The 13,805-nt window shown below is 33.6% G+C and carries 15 protein-coding genes and 2 riboswitches; of the genes, 8 read left to right on the top strand and 7 right to left on the bottom strand.

The genetic code is table 11. The features are described 5' to 3' along the window. Positions 1–2 precede the first annotated feature (2 nt). From ABEY15_RS01860 to ABEY15_RS01845, 4 genes are all read right to left on the bottom strand, one after another. Positions 3–1,106: a substrate-binding domain-containing protein gene (locus tag ABEY15_RS01860; RefSeq protein WP_429888063.1), complete on the bottom strand. Its 1,104-nt coding sequence runs from the start codon at positions 1,104–1,106 to the stop codon at positions 3–5. Next, on the bottom strand, positions 1,106–2,155 hold the full coding sequence (mtnA, locus tag ABEY15_RS01855) for an S-methyl-5-thioribose-1-phosphate isomerase (RefSeq protein WP_429888062.1): 1,050 nt from the start codon (positions 2,153–2,155) through the stop codon (positions 1,106–1,108). The genes ABEY15_RS01860 and mtnA overlap by 1 nt, the downstream gene beginning before the upstream one ends. Positions 2,156–2,161: 6 nt before the next feature. After that, a complete protein-coding gene (gene mtnK, locus ABEY15_RS01850; RefSeq protein WP_429888061.1) occupies positions 2,162–3,337 on the bottom strand; it encodes an S-methyl-5-thioribose kinase in 1,176 nt (391 codons plus the stop codon). A gap of 71 nt (positions 3,338–3,408) precedes the next feature. Further along, positions 3,409–3,567, bottom strand: a riboswitch (SAM riboswitch). Between the two features lie 51 nt (positions 3,568–3,618). After that, on the bottom strand, positions 3,619–4,413 hold the full coding sequence (locus ABEY15_RS01845; protein ID WP_429888249.1) for a carbon-nitrogen family hydrolase: 795 nt from the start codon (positions 4,411–4,413) through the stop codon (positions 3,619–3,621). A gap of 142 nt (positions 4,414–4,555) precedes the next feature. Between ABEY15_RS01845 and ABEY15_RS01840 the strand changes: the two genes are divergently transcribed. From ABEY15_RS01840 to ABEY15_RS01820, 5 genes are all read left to right on the top strand, one after another. Continuing rightward, positions 4,556–5,743 (top strand): pyridoxal phosphate-dependent aminotransferase, encoded by a 1,188-nt coding sequence (locus ABEY15_RS01840; protein WP_429888247.1) that lies wholly within the window; start codon positions 4,556–4,558, stop codon positions 5,741–5,743. A 57-nt stretch (positions 5,744–5,800) separates the two neighbouring features. Beyond that, positions 5,801–5,904: riboswitch (SAM riboswitch) on the top strand. Between the two features lie 64 nt (positions 5,905–5,968). After that, positions 5,969–7,189 (top strand): 2,3-diketo-5-methylthiopentyl-1-phosphate enolase, encoded by a 1,221-nt coding sequence (locus tag ABEY15_RS01835; protein ID WP_429888060.1) that lies wholly within the window; start codon positions 5,969–5,971, stop codon positions 7,187–7,189. Between the two features lie 6 nt (positions 7,190–7,195). Next, positions 7,196–7,849 carry a 2-hydroxy-3-keto-5-methylthiopentenyl-1-phosphate phosphatase gene (locus ABEY15_RS01830; protein ID WP_429888058.1) on the top strand — a complete coding sequence of 218 codons (654 nt, stop codon included), beginning with the start codon at positions 7,196–7,198 and terminating at the stop codon, positions 7,847–7,849. After that, complete coding sequence (locus ABEY15_RS01825; protein ID WP_429888057.1) at positions 7,846–8,472, top strand: methylthioribulose 1-phosphate dehydratase; 627 nt, start codon at positions 7,846–7,848, stop codon at positions 8,470–8,472. The genes ABEY15_RS01830 and ABEY15_RS01825 overlap by 4 nt, the downstream gene beginning before the upstream one ends. Positions 8,473–8,488: 16 nt before the next feature. After that, positions 8,489–9,001 carry a cupin domain-containing protein gene (locus ABEY15_RS01820; RefSeq protein ID WP_335474224.1) on the top strand — a complete coding sequence of 171 codons (513 nt, stop codon included), beginning with the start codon at positions 8,489–8,491 and terminating at the stop codon, positions 8,999–9,001. A gap of 48 nt (positions 9,002–9,049) precedes the next feature. Here the strand turns inward: ABEY15_RS01820 and ABEY15_RS01815 are convergent, their stop codons facing one another. Next, positions 9,050–9,748, bottom strand: a complete 699-nt coding sequence (locus tag ABEY15_RS01815; RefSeq protein WP_429888056.1) for a DUF421 domain-containing protein — start codon at positions 9,746–9,748, stop codon at positions 9,050–9,052. Between the two features lie 202 nt (positions 9,749–9,950). On the opposite strand from ABEY15_RS01815, the gene yjeM reads away from it, so the two are divergent. Both yjeM and ABEY15_RS01805 read left to right on the top strand, forming a co-directional pair. Then, complete coding sequence (yjeM, locus tag ABEY15_RS01810; protein ID WP_429888055.1) at positions 9,951–11,450, top strand: glutamate/gamma-aminobutyrate family transporter YjeM; 1,500 nt, start codon at positions 9,951–9,953, stop codon at positions 11,448–11,450. Positions 11,451–11,532: 82 nt separating this feature from the next. Further along, on the top strand, positions 11,533–11,673 hold the full coding sequence (locus ABEY15_RS01805; RefSeq protein WP_180233036.1) for a hypothetical protein: 141 nt from the start codon (positions 11,533–11,535) through the stop codon (positions 11,671–11,673). Positions 11,674–11,840: 167 nt separating this feature from the next. Here ABEY15_RS01805 and ABEY15_RS01800 read toward each other — a convergent pair whose 3' ends face one another. Continuing rightward, entirely contained in the window at positions 11,841–12,353 is a 513-nt protein-coding gene (locus tag ABEY15_RS01800) for a hypothetical protein (RefSeq protein ID WP_429888053.1), read from the bottom strand. Positions 12,354–12,473: 120 nt separating this feature from the next. Beyond that, complete coding sequence (locus ABEY15_RS01795; protein ID WP_429888052.1) at positions 12,474–12,692, bottom strand: hypothetical protein; 219 nt, start codon at positions 12,690–12,692, stop codon at positions 12,474–12,476. Positions 12,693–13,006: 314 nt separating this feature from the next. On the opposite strand from ABEY15_RS01795, the gene ABEY15_RS01790 reads away from it, so the two are divergent. Next, positions 13,007–13,780: a peptidoglycan recognition protein family protein gene (locus ABEY15_RS01790; RefSeq protein ID WP_429888050.1), complete on the top strand. Its 774-nt coding sequence runs from the start codon at positions 13,007–13,009 to the stop codon at positions 13,778–13,780. The last annotated feature ends 25 nt before the right edge of the window (positions 13,781–13,805 follow it).

Below are 13,805 nucleotides of genomic sequence, written 5' to 3'. Positions count from 1 at the left end.
CTTTAGTTCCCCTTATCTAACTTCTCCATCCATGGTGAAGTTGCAGCTTGTGAAGGTATCCAGTTTTTACTATATTTTCTTAGATCACTAACTTTAATTGGATTATTCGGAAGCTCCTCTTTCTCTATTAATTTAGGTTCTAAAGAATAAATATCTGGCGTTTCTTCTCCAGCTATTTTTTGATATAGGAATCTAGATTGAACTTCTCCAATCTCTCCCGGATCACTTGCAGCTGAAGTAACCCAAGGTGAATTTTTCTCTTGAATTAATTGAAGATCTTCATCACTTAAATCAATTCCGTAAACTTTTACTTCATTACGCCCAGCTTGTTGAATTGCTTTTGTAGCCCCCTTTGCAAACTCATCCCAAGTTGCAAAAATAGCATCAAGCTGACCTTTAGGATATTTCTTTAATAATGCTTCTACCTGAGCTTGTGTATCTAGCATCGTATTACTACTTGCTTTTCCGAATCTAGCAACCTCTTTTATATTCGGGTAACGTTTATAAAATGCATCAAGAATAACTTTTCTGCGTTCCATCGGTGTAAAACCACCTACCCAAATTGTTGCGATATTCCCTTTTCCGTTTAATCCTTCTGCTAAACTCTTTAAACTTTTCCATGCTAAACTGTAGTCATCTTGGTCAATTACTGTAACACCAGGAATATTTAGATCACTATCAAAAGAAACAACTGGAATGCCTGCAGCTAACGCTTTTTTCACACCTTTTTCTAATGTTTCTTTTCTCCCATGATCGATTAAAATTCCATCAACCTTTGAATTGACGGCTGTATCTAAATTGGAGGCCATCTTTGCTAAATCATTATCAGCATTATATACTTGTACTTCTCCGCCAAATTTCCCAACTTGTTTTTTCACGCCATCGATATATTGTGAAGAAAAAGTTCCAATTGAAAACTCCATAATTAAAGCAATTTTTGTTTTCTTTTTTATTGCTTCAGGAATTTCAGCATTGCTACTAGCGGATACTTTCTTTACTTCAGTACTAGCATTTTCAGATTTTTTAGTTGAAACTGCATTTTGTTCATTTGCACAAGCTGTTAATAATACTGATGCGATTGATAGTGTTGCAATAATTTTTTTCATTACTCTTTCTCCCAACTTTTAAACGTTTCTTTATAATTACTTGAAACAATTCCTTTTTCTGTAATAATCGCCGTTATTAATTCATTCGGTGTTACATCAAACGCTGGGTTAAGTACGTTGATTCCATCTGGTGCAATTTGAATATTTCCGATATGCGTTACTTCAGATCGATCACGTTGTTCGATGACAATTTCACTACCTGATTCAATTGATAAATCAATTGTTGATAAAGGAGCTGCTACATAAAATGGGATTTGGTAAAAGTTTGCTAAAATCGCTAATTGTAATGTTCCAATTTTATTTGCAGTGTCTCCATTAGCAGTAATGCGATCAGCACCAACAATGACTGCATCAACTTTTTTATTTTGTAATAAGTAGCCGACCATATTATCAGTTAATAAAGTAACTGGGATACCACTTTGGTTCAATTCCCAAGATGTCAGTCTTGCACCTTGAAATACTGGTCTTGTTTCAGTTGCATAAGCTGAAATTTCCCAACCTATTTCTTTTGCTAAGTGAAGTGGAGCTAAAGCTGTACCGTATCGACTTGTCGCTATACTCCCTGCATTGCAATGAGTTAATACTGCAGCACCGTCGTGTAATAATGTTAAAGCGTTTTCGCCGATTTCCTTGCAAGTTGCCTCATCTACTAAATGTAATTTAATCGCTTCTTCCATGATGATTAATTTAGCTTCAGATACAGTCACTGCTTCTTTACTAGATCCAATTAGTCTTTCAACAGCCCATGCTAAATTTACTGCAGTTGGTCTAGCACTAATTAGTACATCCGCTAATAATCTTGCTTGTTTATGAAATTCATCAATTTGTTCAGTTTCAATTTCTCGAACGCCTAAATAAAGTCCATATGCTGCTGCTAAACCAATCGCTGGTGCTCCTCTTACTTGTAATTTTACGATTGCTTCACGTACATCTAATAATGTCGTTGCATCAAAATAATATATTTCAGTTGGTAGTTTAGTTTGATCTAAAATTTTTAAACTTTCACCGTTCCATTGTAATGATTCAGGTATTTGCTGTAATGTAGTCATCGATTATTACTCCAATCCATTAATTAAATTTCCAATATTTATAATAGTAAATCTATTTTTTATACAATAAACTCCGAATTTTAAGACTTTTTTCTTTGCTTCAATCTTTTGATTATGTTCCAGTGAATCAATATCTTCAACGTGAGCAAGACCGATACTTCTTCGGATTAATTCACATCCAATTACCCCAATTGCATCCACCCAATATCCTTCTAGTTTTTCGTTAATTAGAGCTTTTTGGTTAAATGGTCTAACACTATGCTCTTCCCAAAGTCGAATAAATGTTTCATTAAAAACTTTTTCAATGTTTAAGATGTGTTCGATAATTTCGTCTTTTAGTTCAGTACGGCTGAAAAGTTGAAATAATAAATTTGCTTGAATTTGCCCTAAATCAAATCCGATTGGTCCTACAAATGCGAATTCCGGGTCAATTATTTTTGTTTCTGTTTCAGATACGAAAATGCTTCCCGTATGTAAATCACCATGTAATAAAGCTTCTTTTTTCGATAAGAAATCTAATTTTAGTTTCGCAACCTCAATTTGTAGATCTGCATCATTCCATAGTTCTTGAATTACATCTGTTAATTCTTCTTCAAAACTATTTGTTTCACTGTTAAAAAACGGATCTGTATAAACAAGATTTTCTGTTATATCACATAAGTCAGGATTATTAAAAAGATACTCTAGCTCTTTTTTCTTAGCTGGTGAAGTTCCGAAGTCTGAAGTGAAAAATAATGACTTTGCTAAAAATTCACCGATATGTTCAGCTAAAAACGGATAGCTCTTTTTCTCAATGAAACCTTTTCGTAAAATTTGTAAGTGTGAAAGATCCTCCATTACAGTTACGGCTTGATCTTCGTCATGTTCTAAAATTTTCGGTGCATGTAATGGGATTAGCTCATTGTATATTTTTGTCGCATTACTCTCGATCGTAGCTCGCTTTAATGTAAGTGGCCAGCTTTCACCTACAACTTTTGCGTATGGCAGAGCCTGTTTTATAATTAACCCTTTCTCGCTTCCTACTGGATTAACTTTAAACACTAAATTTAAATTCCCATCCCCGATTTCTATACTTTCACATAGTTCATTTTTAAAATAGCCAAGTTTTTGTAAATAAGTAATTGCAGTTGCTTCTGTTAATGGTCTATATTCTTTTCGTTCAATGACAGTCACTAAATTCATCCCCCTTGAATTTTGCAAAATAAAAAGCCTCTTTTCCGAGACGAAAAGAGGCAATACTAATTGACTTTCGTCTCTTATCTACCAGAAAATTACTTTTCTGTTGGAATTAGCACCGTGCCTTACTGAGCATTTAAGCTCAGGCGTATACAATACGCCCCATTTCACAATGGTATTACGGTCGGTTGCTGGGCATCGTCGGGCCAAATCCCTCCGCCTACTCGAAATAAGAGTTCGCATATTTGATTTTATAATCGTATTTTAGTTTATAGATTTTTAATTTGTCAATTACTTTTTTGAAACTTTTTGTAAATTTCTTCTTTTCTGTCTTCAAAAATAGGGATTGTACCGCGTATTTCATCGACTTTTTTCGGATCAATTTCGCCAAAGACGATTTCTTCATTCGTGCTGCCTTTAGTCACTACTTCTCCCCAAGGGTCAATAATCATTGATCCTCCACCAAATGTATTCGCTAAATCTTTTCCTACTCGATTACAAGCAACGACATAACATTGATTTTCGATTGCTCTTGCTTTTAATAAGATTTCCCAATGATTCATTCTTTGAATTGGCCATTCGGCAACAAAAAATAAAACTTTTGCACCCTTTTGAGAATGAGTTCCAATCCATTCAGGAAAACGCAAATCATAGCAAACAAAACCTGCAGCCGTTAATCCATCGATTTCAAAAAGACCATCTGTTTCCCCTGATTGAAGATAGTGATGCTCGTTCATTAACTGGAACAAATGAACTTTATCATAAGTTTTTACTAATTCGCCAGTATTGCTTATAACAATTAACCTATTCGTAACACCATTTTCTCTTGCAATCGGGAACGAACCAGCAATCAATATTACATTACTTGATTTTGCGATTGACTGAAGTTCAGAAATAACCGCTTCTTGTTCACCTGTGTGCAAACCAATTTCTTCTAGACAATAGCCTGTTGTCCATAGCTCTGGCAATACGATTACACGAACATTTTCTTTAACAGCTTCGTTTATTTGAGTTTTCATTTTCTCTAAATTAGCTTTTGATTCACCTAAAATAACATCAGATTGAATACACGCAATTTTAATCACAATTTATTCACCCTATTCTAAATTTTATAGACATTTTTAAATCGAGCATATATGATGGTGAAAGTTATTGCAACAGTCGTTCATGAAAATCATTCGATTAAGAAACGATCTATTCAAATTAATTTTATTATATTTTGGAGTGATTAACTTGAATCATAGTAAACTATTAAACAATTTACCAAAACAATTTTTTGCTTCACTAGTCCAAAAAGTGAATCAGTCAATAGGTAATGGTCATGATGTCATTAATCTTGGTCAAGGAAATCCCGATCAACCTACACCCGACCATATTATAAAAGCATTACAGCAATCTGTTGAAAATCCTTTAACTCATCGTTATTCTCCGTTTAGAGGAATGAGCTCTTTAAAAAATGCTGTTGTAGAATTTTATAAACGAGAGTATGATGTTGATTTAGACCCAGAGGAAGAAGTAGCGATCTTATTCGGTGGAAAAGCTGGATTAGTTGAACTACCACTTTGTTTATGCGATGAAGGAGATACAATTTTAGTTCCAGATCCAGGGTATCCAGACTATTTATCTGGTATATCTCTTTCAAAAACAGTACCATATATGCTTCCATTACTTGAAAAAAATCAATTTTTACCAGATTATAAATTAATTCCTCAGGATGTTTTGGATGCTAGTAAAATATTATTTATCAATTATCCAAATAATCCCACAGGGGCTATAGCAACAGAAGAATTTTTTAAAGAAACAGTTGAGCTTGCAAAAAATAATCAGATTACCGTTTGTCATGATTTTGCTTACGGTGCATTTGGTTTTGACGGCAAAAAACCTTTAAGTTATCTTCAAACACCAGGAGCAAAGGAATGCGGGATTGAAATTTATACCCTTTCTAAAACTTATAATATGGCTGGTTGGAGAATCGGTTTTGCAGTTGGAAATAAAGAAGTTATTTCAGCAATTAATCTATTACAGGATCATCTTTATGTTAGCATTTTCCCTGCTGTTCAAGAAGCTGCCGCTGTTGCACTAACTGAATCTCAAGAAAGTGTCAAACAACTATTAGCACTTTATGAAGAGCGTAGAAATGTATTTATTAGCGGCTGTCACGAAATTGGATGGGAAGTAACTGCACCTGCAGGTTCATTTTTTGCATGGTTAAAAATCCCAACAGGTTTTACATCACAGGAATTTGCTGATCTTTTACTTGAAAAGGCTCATATTGCAGTCGCTCCAGGAAATGGATTTGGAGAATATGGCGAAGGTTATGTAAGAGTCGGCCTACTATCAGATACTGATCGATTGAAGGAAGCAGTTTCTAGATTAAAAGAGATTGAAATATTTTCAAAATTTAATGTTTGACAATTGTGATTGTTCATGAAATAATGCGATTAGATTAAGAATTCAAAATTAAATAAAACTTTATTCAGAGTAGGTGGAGGGACCGAGCCCGATGAAACCCGGCAACCGGCTAGTTAACTAGTACGGTGCTAATTCTCGCAGCATTTGCTGACAGATAAGGTGTAGGTAAACCTCTCCTTAGTGGAGAGGTTTTTTGTTTTATTAAAACTTTTTGGAGGTTTTGAAATGAGTGGAGTAATTGCAACTTACCAAGTTTATGATAAAAATCATCATTTAGAAAAAAAGGCAGAGTCAATCGCGCTAGGTTTAACGGTTGGTTCTTGGACGACTTTACCTCAAAATGATCAAATTCAATTACAAAAGCATAAAGGCAAAGTTCTTTCAGTTCGTGAAATAGAATGCGAAGAAAATGTCGTTAACTTTTTAGGCTATAAACCGACAAAAGGGATTATTGAAATCTATTATCCTAGCTTAAATTTTTCAGCTGATCTACCAGCCATTTTAACAACCGTTTTCGGTAAGCTATCCCTTGATGGTGAAATTAAACTGATTGATTTAAATTTTACTGATGACATTTTAAATCTTTTTCCAGGTCCAAAATTTGGTATTAAAGGCATTCGAGAGAAATTGGATGTATATGATCGACCTTTACTAATGAGCATTTTTAAATCAATTATCGGCAGAGATATTCAATACATTTCAGAGGAATTAAAAAAACAAGCTCTAGGTGGCGTAGATTTAATAAAAGATGACGAGATTCTTTTTGACACGGTTACCTCTATTACGGATCGCGTAACTTACGGAAAAAATATTTTGAACAAAGTTTATGAAAAAACGGGACACAAAACATTATACGCCGTGAATTTAACTGGCCGTACATATGAGTTAAAAGAAAAAGCATTACGTGCTGCTGAAGCTGGTGCTGATGTATTTTTATTAAATGTGTTCTCGTATGGAATTGATGTACTGCAAGGATTGGCGGAAGATCCATCAATTAATGTTCCAATTATGGCTCATCCTGCTGTATCGGGTGCGTTTACAGCATCACCAATTTATGGAATTGACGCAGGATTATTACTAGGGAAAATTTTACGAATTGCTGGTGCAGATTTTAGTCTATTCCCTTCTCCATATGGATCAGTAGCATTACAAAAAGAGACAGCTTTAAATATCGCTGAGAATTTAACAGTATCAAATGGATTAAAAGAGACATTCCCAGTACCATCTGCTGGAATACACCCAGGACTTGTGCCTCAATTAATTCAAGATTTTGGAATTGAGCAAGTCATTAACGCCGGCGGCGGTGTTCATGGTCATCCGGATGGACCAATCGGTGGAGGTAATGCATTTAGAGAAGCAATTTCAGCAACATTATCTGGAGTTGAGCTAAAAGACTACGCACTTCCAAATACATCACTACAAAAAGCATTACAACTTTGGGGGTAAACAACAATGGCAATAAAGATTTTTTGTGATTTTGATGGAACAATTACGGAGGGTGACAATATCGTTAATTTAATTAAAGAATTTGCTCCCCCTTCAGTAAGTGAATTAACAAGTGAAGTATTAAATGGGAATCTATCGATTCGAGAAGGCGTAGAGAAAATGTTTGCTACGATTCCTTCAACGAAAAAACAGGAAATGACCGATTTTGTAATCGATCGTACTGTCATACGAAATGGTTTTAGCGATTTTATTCAATTTGTAAGCGCTCAACAATATGAGTTAAAAGTTGTAAGTGGCGGACTAGATTTTTTCGTTCATCCAATATTAGCGGATTACCTTCCATCTTCGGATATTTTATGTAATCGTACTGACTTTACAGGTCAAACTGTAAAAATTCATTGGGATCACTCTTGTGATGAAAACTGTACGAATGATTGTGGAATGTGTAAACCATCTGTTAAAAGAAAATTTAGTGAATCTAATGATTTTATCATTGTCATTGGCGATTCAATTACTGACTTACAAATTGCAAAAGAAGCCAATTTAATTTTTGCTCGAGATTTCTTAAAAGATAAATGCGAAGAACTATCTTTACCTTTTATTCCTTTTGAAAATTTCGATGATATTCGAGCTTCATTAGAGAGAGAGGTACTAGTATGAAGGACTTTTTCAAACATTATGATGAAATCCGTGAAGTAAAACAAGTACTTGCTGATCGAGATTGGTTTTTAGGAACTAGCGGAAACTTATCAATTAAAGTAAATGAGGAGCCTTTGAACTTTTTAGTTACAACTAGTGGTAAAGATAAAACCAAACATACTTATGACGATTTTTTACTCGTTAATGAATTTGACCAATCTGTGTGGGATGAATCAAAAAAACCATCAGCTGAAGCCATTTTACATCGTCTAATTTATCAACACACAAATGCAAAATGCGTTCTACATGTACACACTTTAGCAAATAACTTTATAACAAAGGATTTTCCATATCAAGATGAGTTATCTTTTTCTGGTATCGAAATAATTAAAGCATTAGGACTATGGGAAGAAGATGCAGAAATTACAATTCCAATTATAAAAAATCATGCGCATATCCCTACTCTTGCAAATGAATTTCTTCCACATATTAAGAATGATCATGGTGCTGTATTAATTCATAATCATGGTATAACAGTATGGGCTGAATCAGCATTTGAGGCTAAGAAACATTTAGAAGCTTATGAGTTTCTATTCCAATACGCATTACAAGGTATACAAAAAAATACATTTATTAAGAACTAATTTGGAGGAATGAAGAATGGCAACAATTTGGGTAGAAAAAAAAGATTATCATATTACAAGTGATGTTGAAGTAAAAGCATATTTAGAAGAACAAGGTGTCATTTACGAAAATTGGAATATCGAACAATTACATAGTTCGTTACAAGAAAAATTTATTTTATCAGATGATGAAAAAGCAGCGATTCTTGAAACATTTAAAGCTGAAATCGACAGTATTTCATCAAGACGTGGCTATTTAGCGAGTGATATTATTACTCTTTCAGAAGCAACTCCAAATCTTGATGAATTACTTAAAAACTTCAACCGTGAGCATCATCATACGGATGACGAAGTTCGCTTCATTGTTAGTGGTCACGGTACGTTTATTATCGAAGGAAATGAAGGCTTTTTCCATGTTAATTTGAATCCTGGAGATTTAATTTCTGTACCACCAAATGTACGCCACTACTTCACGTTAGCAGAGGATCGTAAAGTAGTTGCTGTTCGATTGTTTGTTACTACTGAAGGTTGGGTGCCGATTTACGAATAATTTGATAAAAACTAAATTGACTCATATCCAGTTTAGGATGTGAGTCAATTAATTTTCTTCTTCATTAAAATGATCTTCTCGGTAGTCGATATATAACGACCCATCGGTTTGTACTTCAACAAAAAACACATCTGAAACTGATTTTATACCTACCCTTTCGAGTTGAGCCATTAACCATTTTTTATCCAAGTTTAAATTTGATAATGCATCTTCATTTACTTCCCCGTCAGTTACCACTGCTGTTGATGTTGGAAATAACAAAGTTTTTTTCCACGTTTTATTTTTTTTCGTTTTAACATCTTTTGTTTTCATAATGGATAGACTGCCATCGATTTCAAATATAGCGTACTCTACCTCTTTCAACGAATAAATATTCTCATTACGAAGCATTCCTTGAAATTGCTCCGTATCTAATCTAGCTTTTTTTAATGCATTTTCCATTATTTTTCCTTGTCTAATTAAGATAATTGGCTCCCCAAGAATAAACCGACGTGCAGTCTTTGATTTTAAACTTAAATACCCCATGATGATGGTTAAAACTGCCCAGCCAACTAAACCAATAATACCATTCCCAATAGTTAATGTTTTATCTGCCGAAATTGATGCTGCTATATTTCCTATAGTTATGGCTGTTATAAATGTAAAAACATCTAATTGACTAATTTCCTTCTTTCCCATTAATCTCGTTAAAATAAATAAAACAAAAAATGAGCATATAACTCTTAATACTACTTCATTAAAGCTCATTTAGTTCATCCTTTCTTTTTGGAACAAACAGTTATTAAGTATTTATTATCAACTTAGCGTTTGAAAAATAGAAAGAAACTATTCCTTATTATTTCTAAAAAATTAGTAAAACTAAGGCCGTTTGTTATGTCCTCATAATTTACCGATTATTGAAGAAAATATTACTATTCATTTATAATCGACTATTTTTTGAGGTGAGATCTTGAGTAAAAAACTTTCACTTGTTGGCTTAATATTAATGGTATTTACAACTGTATATGGCTTTGGAAATATACCTACAGCTTTTTATTTAATGGGATATAGTGCAATTCCATGGTATTTACTCTCAGCTATTACGTTTTTTATTCCATTTGCTTTTATGATGGCTGAGTTCGGAGCTGCATATAAGCATTCAGAAGGTGGAATTTATACATGGATGGCTGATTCAGTTGGACCTAGATTCGCTTTTATTGGAACCTTTATGTGGTTCTCTTCCTATGTAATTTATATGGTTAGTGTCTCTTCAAAGGTTTGGATTCCCCTATCAACCTTTATTTTTGGAAGAGACAAAACGCAATCTCTTTCATTATTTGGACTTTCATCTACTCAATCAATTGGCATATTAGCTTTACTTTGGATGTTAGTAGTGACATATTTCGCTTCAAAAGGGATTGAAAGTATTAGTAAGGTTACAACGATTGGTGGGGTTACAGTTTTCTCATTAAATGTAGTATTGCTAATCACAAGTATCCTTATTTTTATATTCAATGGAGGAAAATTTGCTCAACCAATTAAAAGCTTTTCATCAGCATTTACTCACTCACCTAATCCAAATTATCTATCTACCCTCGCTATCTTATCATTTGTTGTATTTGCAATCTTTGCATATGGCGGTTTAGAAGCAATCGGCGGATTAGTTGATCAAACGGAAAACGCCGAACGTAATTTTCCAAAAGGGATTACGATTTCAGCAATTATTATCTCAGTAGGATATTCGTTAGGTATTTTTTTAGTAGGTATTTTTATTAACTGGTCAAATGATTTAAGTGCTAGCACAACGAATTTAGGGAACATAACATATGTTCTAATGTACAATTTAGGATTAGAACTTGGAAAAGCTTTTTCTTTATCTACACACACTGCCGATCTAATTGGAATTTGGTTTGCAAGAATTACCGGTTTATCAATGTTTCTTGCATATACCGGAGCATTTTTCACATTAATTTATGCACCATTAAAAACAATCATCAAGGGCACACCAAAATACTTATGGCCGACAAAATTTTCAGACACAAATGAAAAAGGAATGCCTGTCAATGCAATGTGGGTACAATTTGCAATTGTTTCAATCATTATTGTCCTAACATCCTTTGGTGGTCAAGGTGCATCTGCATTTTTTAATAAAATAACTTTAATGACAAATGTTTCAATGACTTTACCTTATATTTTTTTAGGCATTGCCTATCCGATGTTTAAAAGGAATGATCAAATCGATAAACCATTCCAAATTTTAAAATCAAATTCATCTGCTTTATTTGCGAGCATTCTCGTTATATTAGTAGTTGGATTTGCAAACTTTTTTACGATCATTCAACCGGCTATCGAAGGAGATTACAACTCAACAATTTGGATGATTGCAGGTCCCATCTTCTTTTCAATATTAGCTTTACTAATTCTTAACCGTTCAAGAAAACATACCCAAAAAGAGAAGAAAATTGCCTAGCAACCACTTCCCACTTATTGTTAATCACAATTCCGAAAGTAAGTAGGAAATATAGCACATACTAAATTTGGAGGTGATATTCATGGGTCACAATCAAAATCCACATGTAAAAAAGAAGAACAAAAATAAAGGGCAACCTATACCAGCTGCAGTTAATTCAGAAGGCTATTTTGCTCCAAGTAAATCAAATACTGAAGCTCTTAATGAAGTTAAAAATTCATAAAGAAAACTCGCCGATTGGCGAGCCGTTTAGGGGAAGTCAGAGGCGTAGTTGCATTTATGCTTATACCTAAAAATTGGCATCTCAGTCGATTTTTCTTCTCCGTTTGCCTATTTACACTTTCTTAATGTGTAAAAAATGACCGTCATTTCTTTGGCGGTCTCTTTTAATTATTTTCTCATCGAATTCGCAGTTTTTACTAAATCTCGAATAGTGTATTGTTTACCAGTTTCTTCTGAAAAAAGAAGTGAAATTGAATGATAAAGCCCGCCTTTCTTCCAACGAATTGTTTTTGTATTATCATCATCAGCAACAATCAAAACTTTTGTACCATCTTTTAATTTGGTTGTTTTTAATGGTTGTTGTTCATCTGGGAAGGAAGGTTTTTTATTATGATAAGTGATGACAAACATCGTGACCTCTACTTCTTCATTTGAGTAATTAAAAGAGGTAGCATTAATAGTTCCATTTTTTTGATTTTTTTGTACATCCATTGTGACATCCTTTGCTCTAAACGGTATCTTTTCCGGTACCACTAGTTCTTTTTGTACATCTTTAGGTAATTGATCTACTACTTGCTTTATAGTTTTAGGATATTCTTTTTTTAATGATTCAACTGCACTGGCACCATGCGAACAAGCTGTTAAGAAAAGAATTGAGAATAAAAGAATAACTTTTTTCAATCCACATGCCTCCTATTTTTCCAAATCTATCGTTTCACTTAATATTTCTAAATGTCATCATATTAGTCCTAAAACAAATAAAAACTGCCTGTATATACAGGACAGTCATAAATCCTATTCTTAAGGTTCAACAATTACAATTTTTCCTTTTTGCACATATAATAATATTTCCGCGTTTTCCGTTTCATTTCGGTAAGTGTAGCATGTAAGATCCTCAAACCCACCGTGTGAAACATCATGAACTGTATCAACTAATTTGTATTTATTACCCCTAAATTCTATTTTTCTTTCTATAGACGGCTGCTCCGTTAAAATTTGTTCCTTTGATCGAAAATTCATCTAATCACTCCTTTGGTCACGATTAGTATAGCCATTTTCTTAGTTTTCAATTTTATGCCATGTACCGAAATCCAATTACATGTCTGTCTTAGTCACGTACCGAGAATTCCTTCCACTTTTGCTCCTCTTACTATGTAAATTCTATCATTATAACCGTTTACCTTCTTTTAACCTTAAATTGGATCTTCTTAGTTTATCTAGCCGTTTTTAACATGATGAAAATTTAGGTTTCATAATCTAATAGTAGTGACAAATGGAATTTAACGGCTTATTTACTAAAAAATCCTTAAAAGTTTATATAAGGAGGCTTTATCATGCCAAGTTGGAAAAATAAATTCATCCCAATTAATCAATATACAAGATCAGGTCAAAAATTAAATGGAGTTAAAAAAATCGTTATTCATTGGACTGCAAATCCAGGTGCGAGTGCTAACGGACATTATAAGTATTTTGGCGAGGTTTTACCCCAACAAAATGCTGAGGCAATTAGTCAAGGGCGAAAACCAGCTTATGCTTCAGCACATATTTTTGTGGATCTTAAAGAGGCAATTTGTATTATCCCTTTAAATGAGGTGACATTCCATGCAAATGAAAAATATACTTTTGTGGATAGTGTACCATTTCGTGGAGTTGAAGCATTAAAGCCCAATGCCAATTTATTATCAATTGCCGTTGAAATGTGTGTAGAAAAAGATAATCGTATTTCAAATACGACCATCAATCGAACAGTGATGGTTGTGAATGATTTATGTTCAATGTTTAATTTAACTCAAAAAGATATTGTCCGTCATTTTGATATTACTAGAAAACCGTGTCCATACACATTTGTAAAACATAGCGAAATTTTTAATCATTTCAAAATAAATGTAGGGCATTTATTGAATCACTCATTAAAATACCCTGGTCATGTTATAAAAATAGGAGATTCAAATATTTATGTCATTACCATTCAACAGCTTTTAGGCATTACGCCAGACGGTCATTTCGGTACTAAGACTGCAAATGCCGTAAAGCTATTTCAACAACATATCGGTCTAACACCGGACGGGATAGTTGGAGAAAAGACCTGGAATATGTTAAATAAATAATTTTATTCGGGATGTTAATTTAATA

The organism is Gottfriedia acidiceleris (genome assembly GCF_050457485.1).
Taxonomy (GTDB): Bacteria; Bacillota; Bacilli; order Bacillales; family Bacillaceae_G; genus Gottfriedia; species Gottfriedia acidiceleris_D.
Note: the sequence above shows the minus strand (reverse complement) of the source record. Positions and strands in the feature narration are given on the sequence as shown.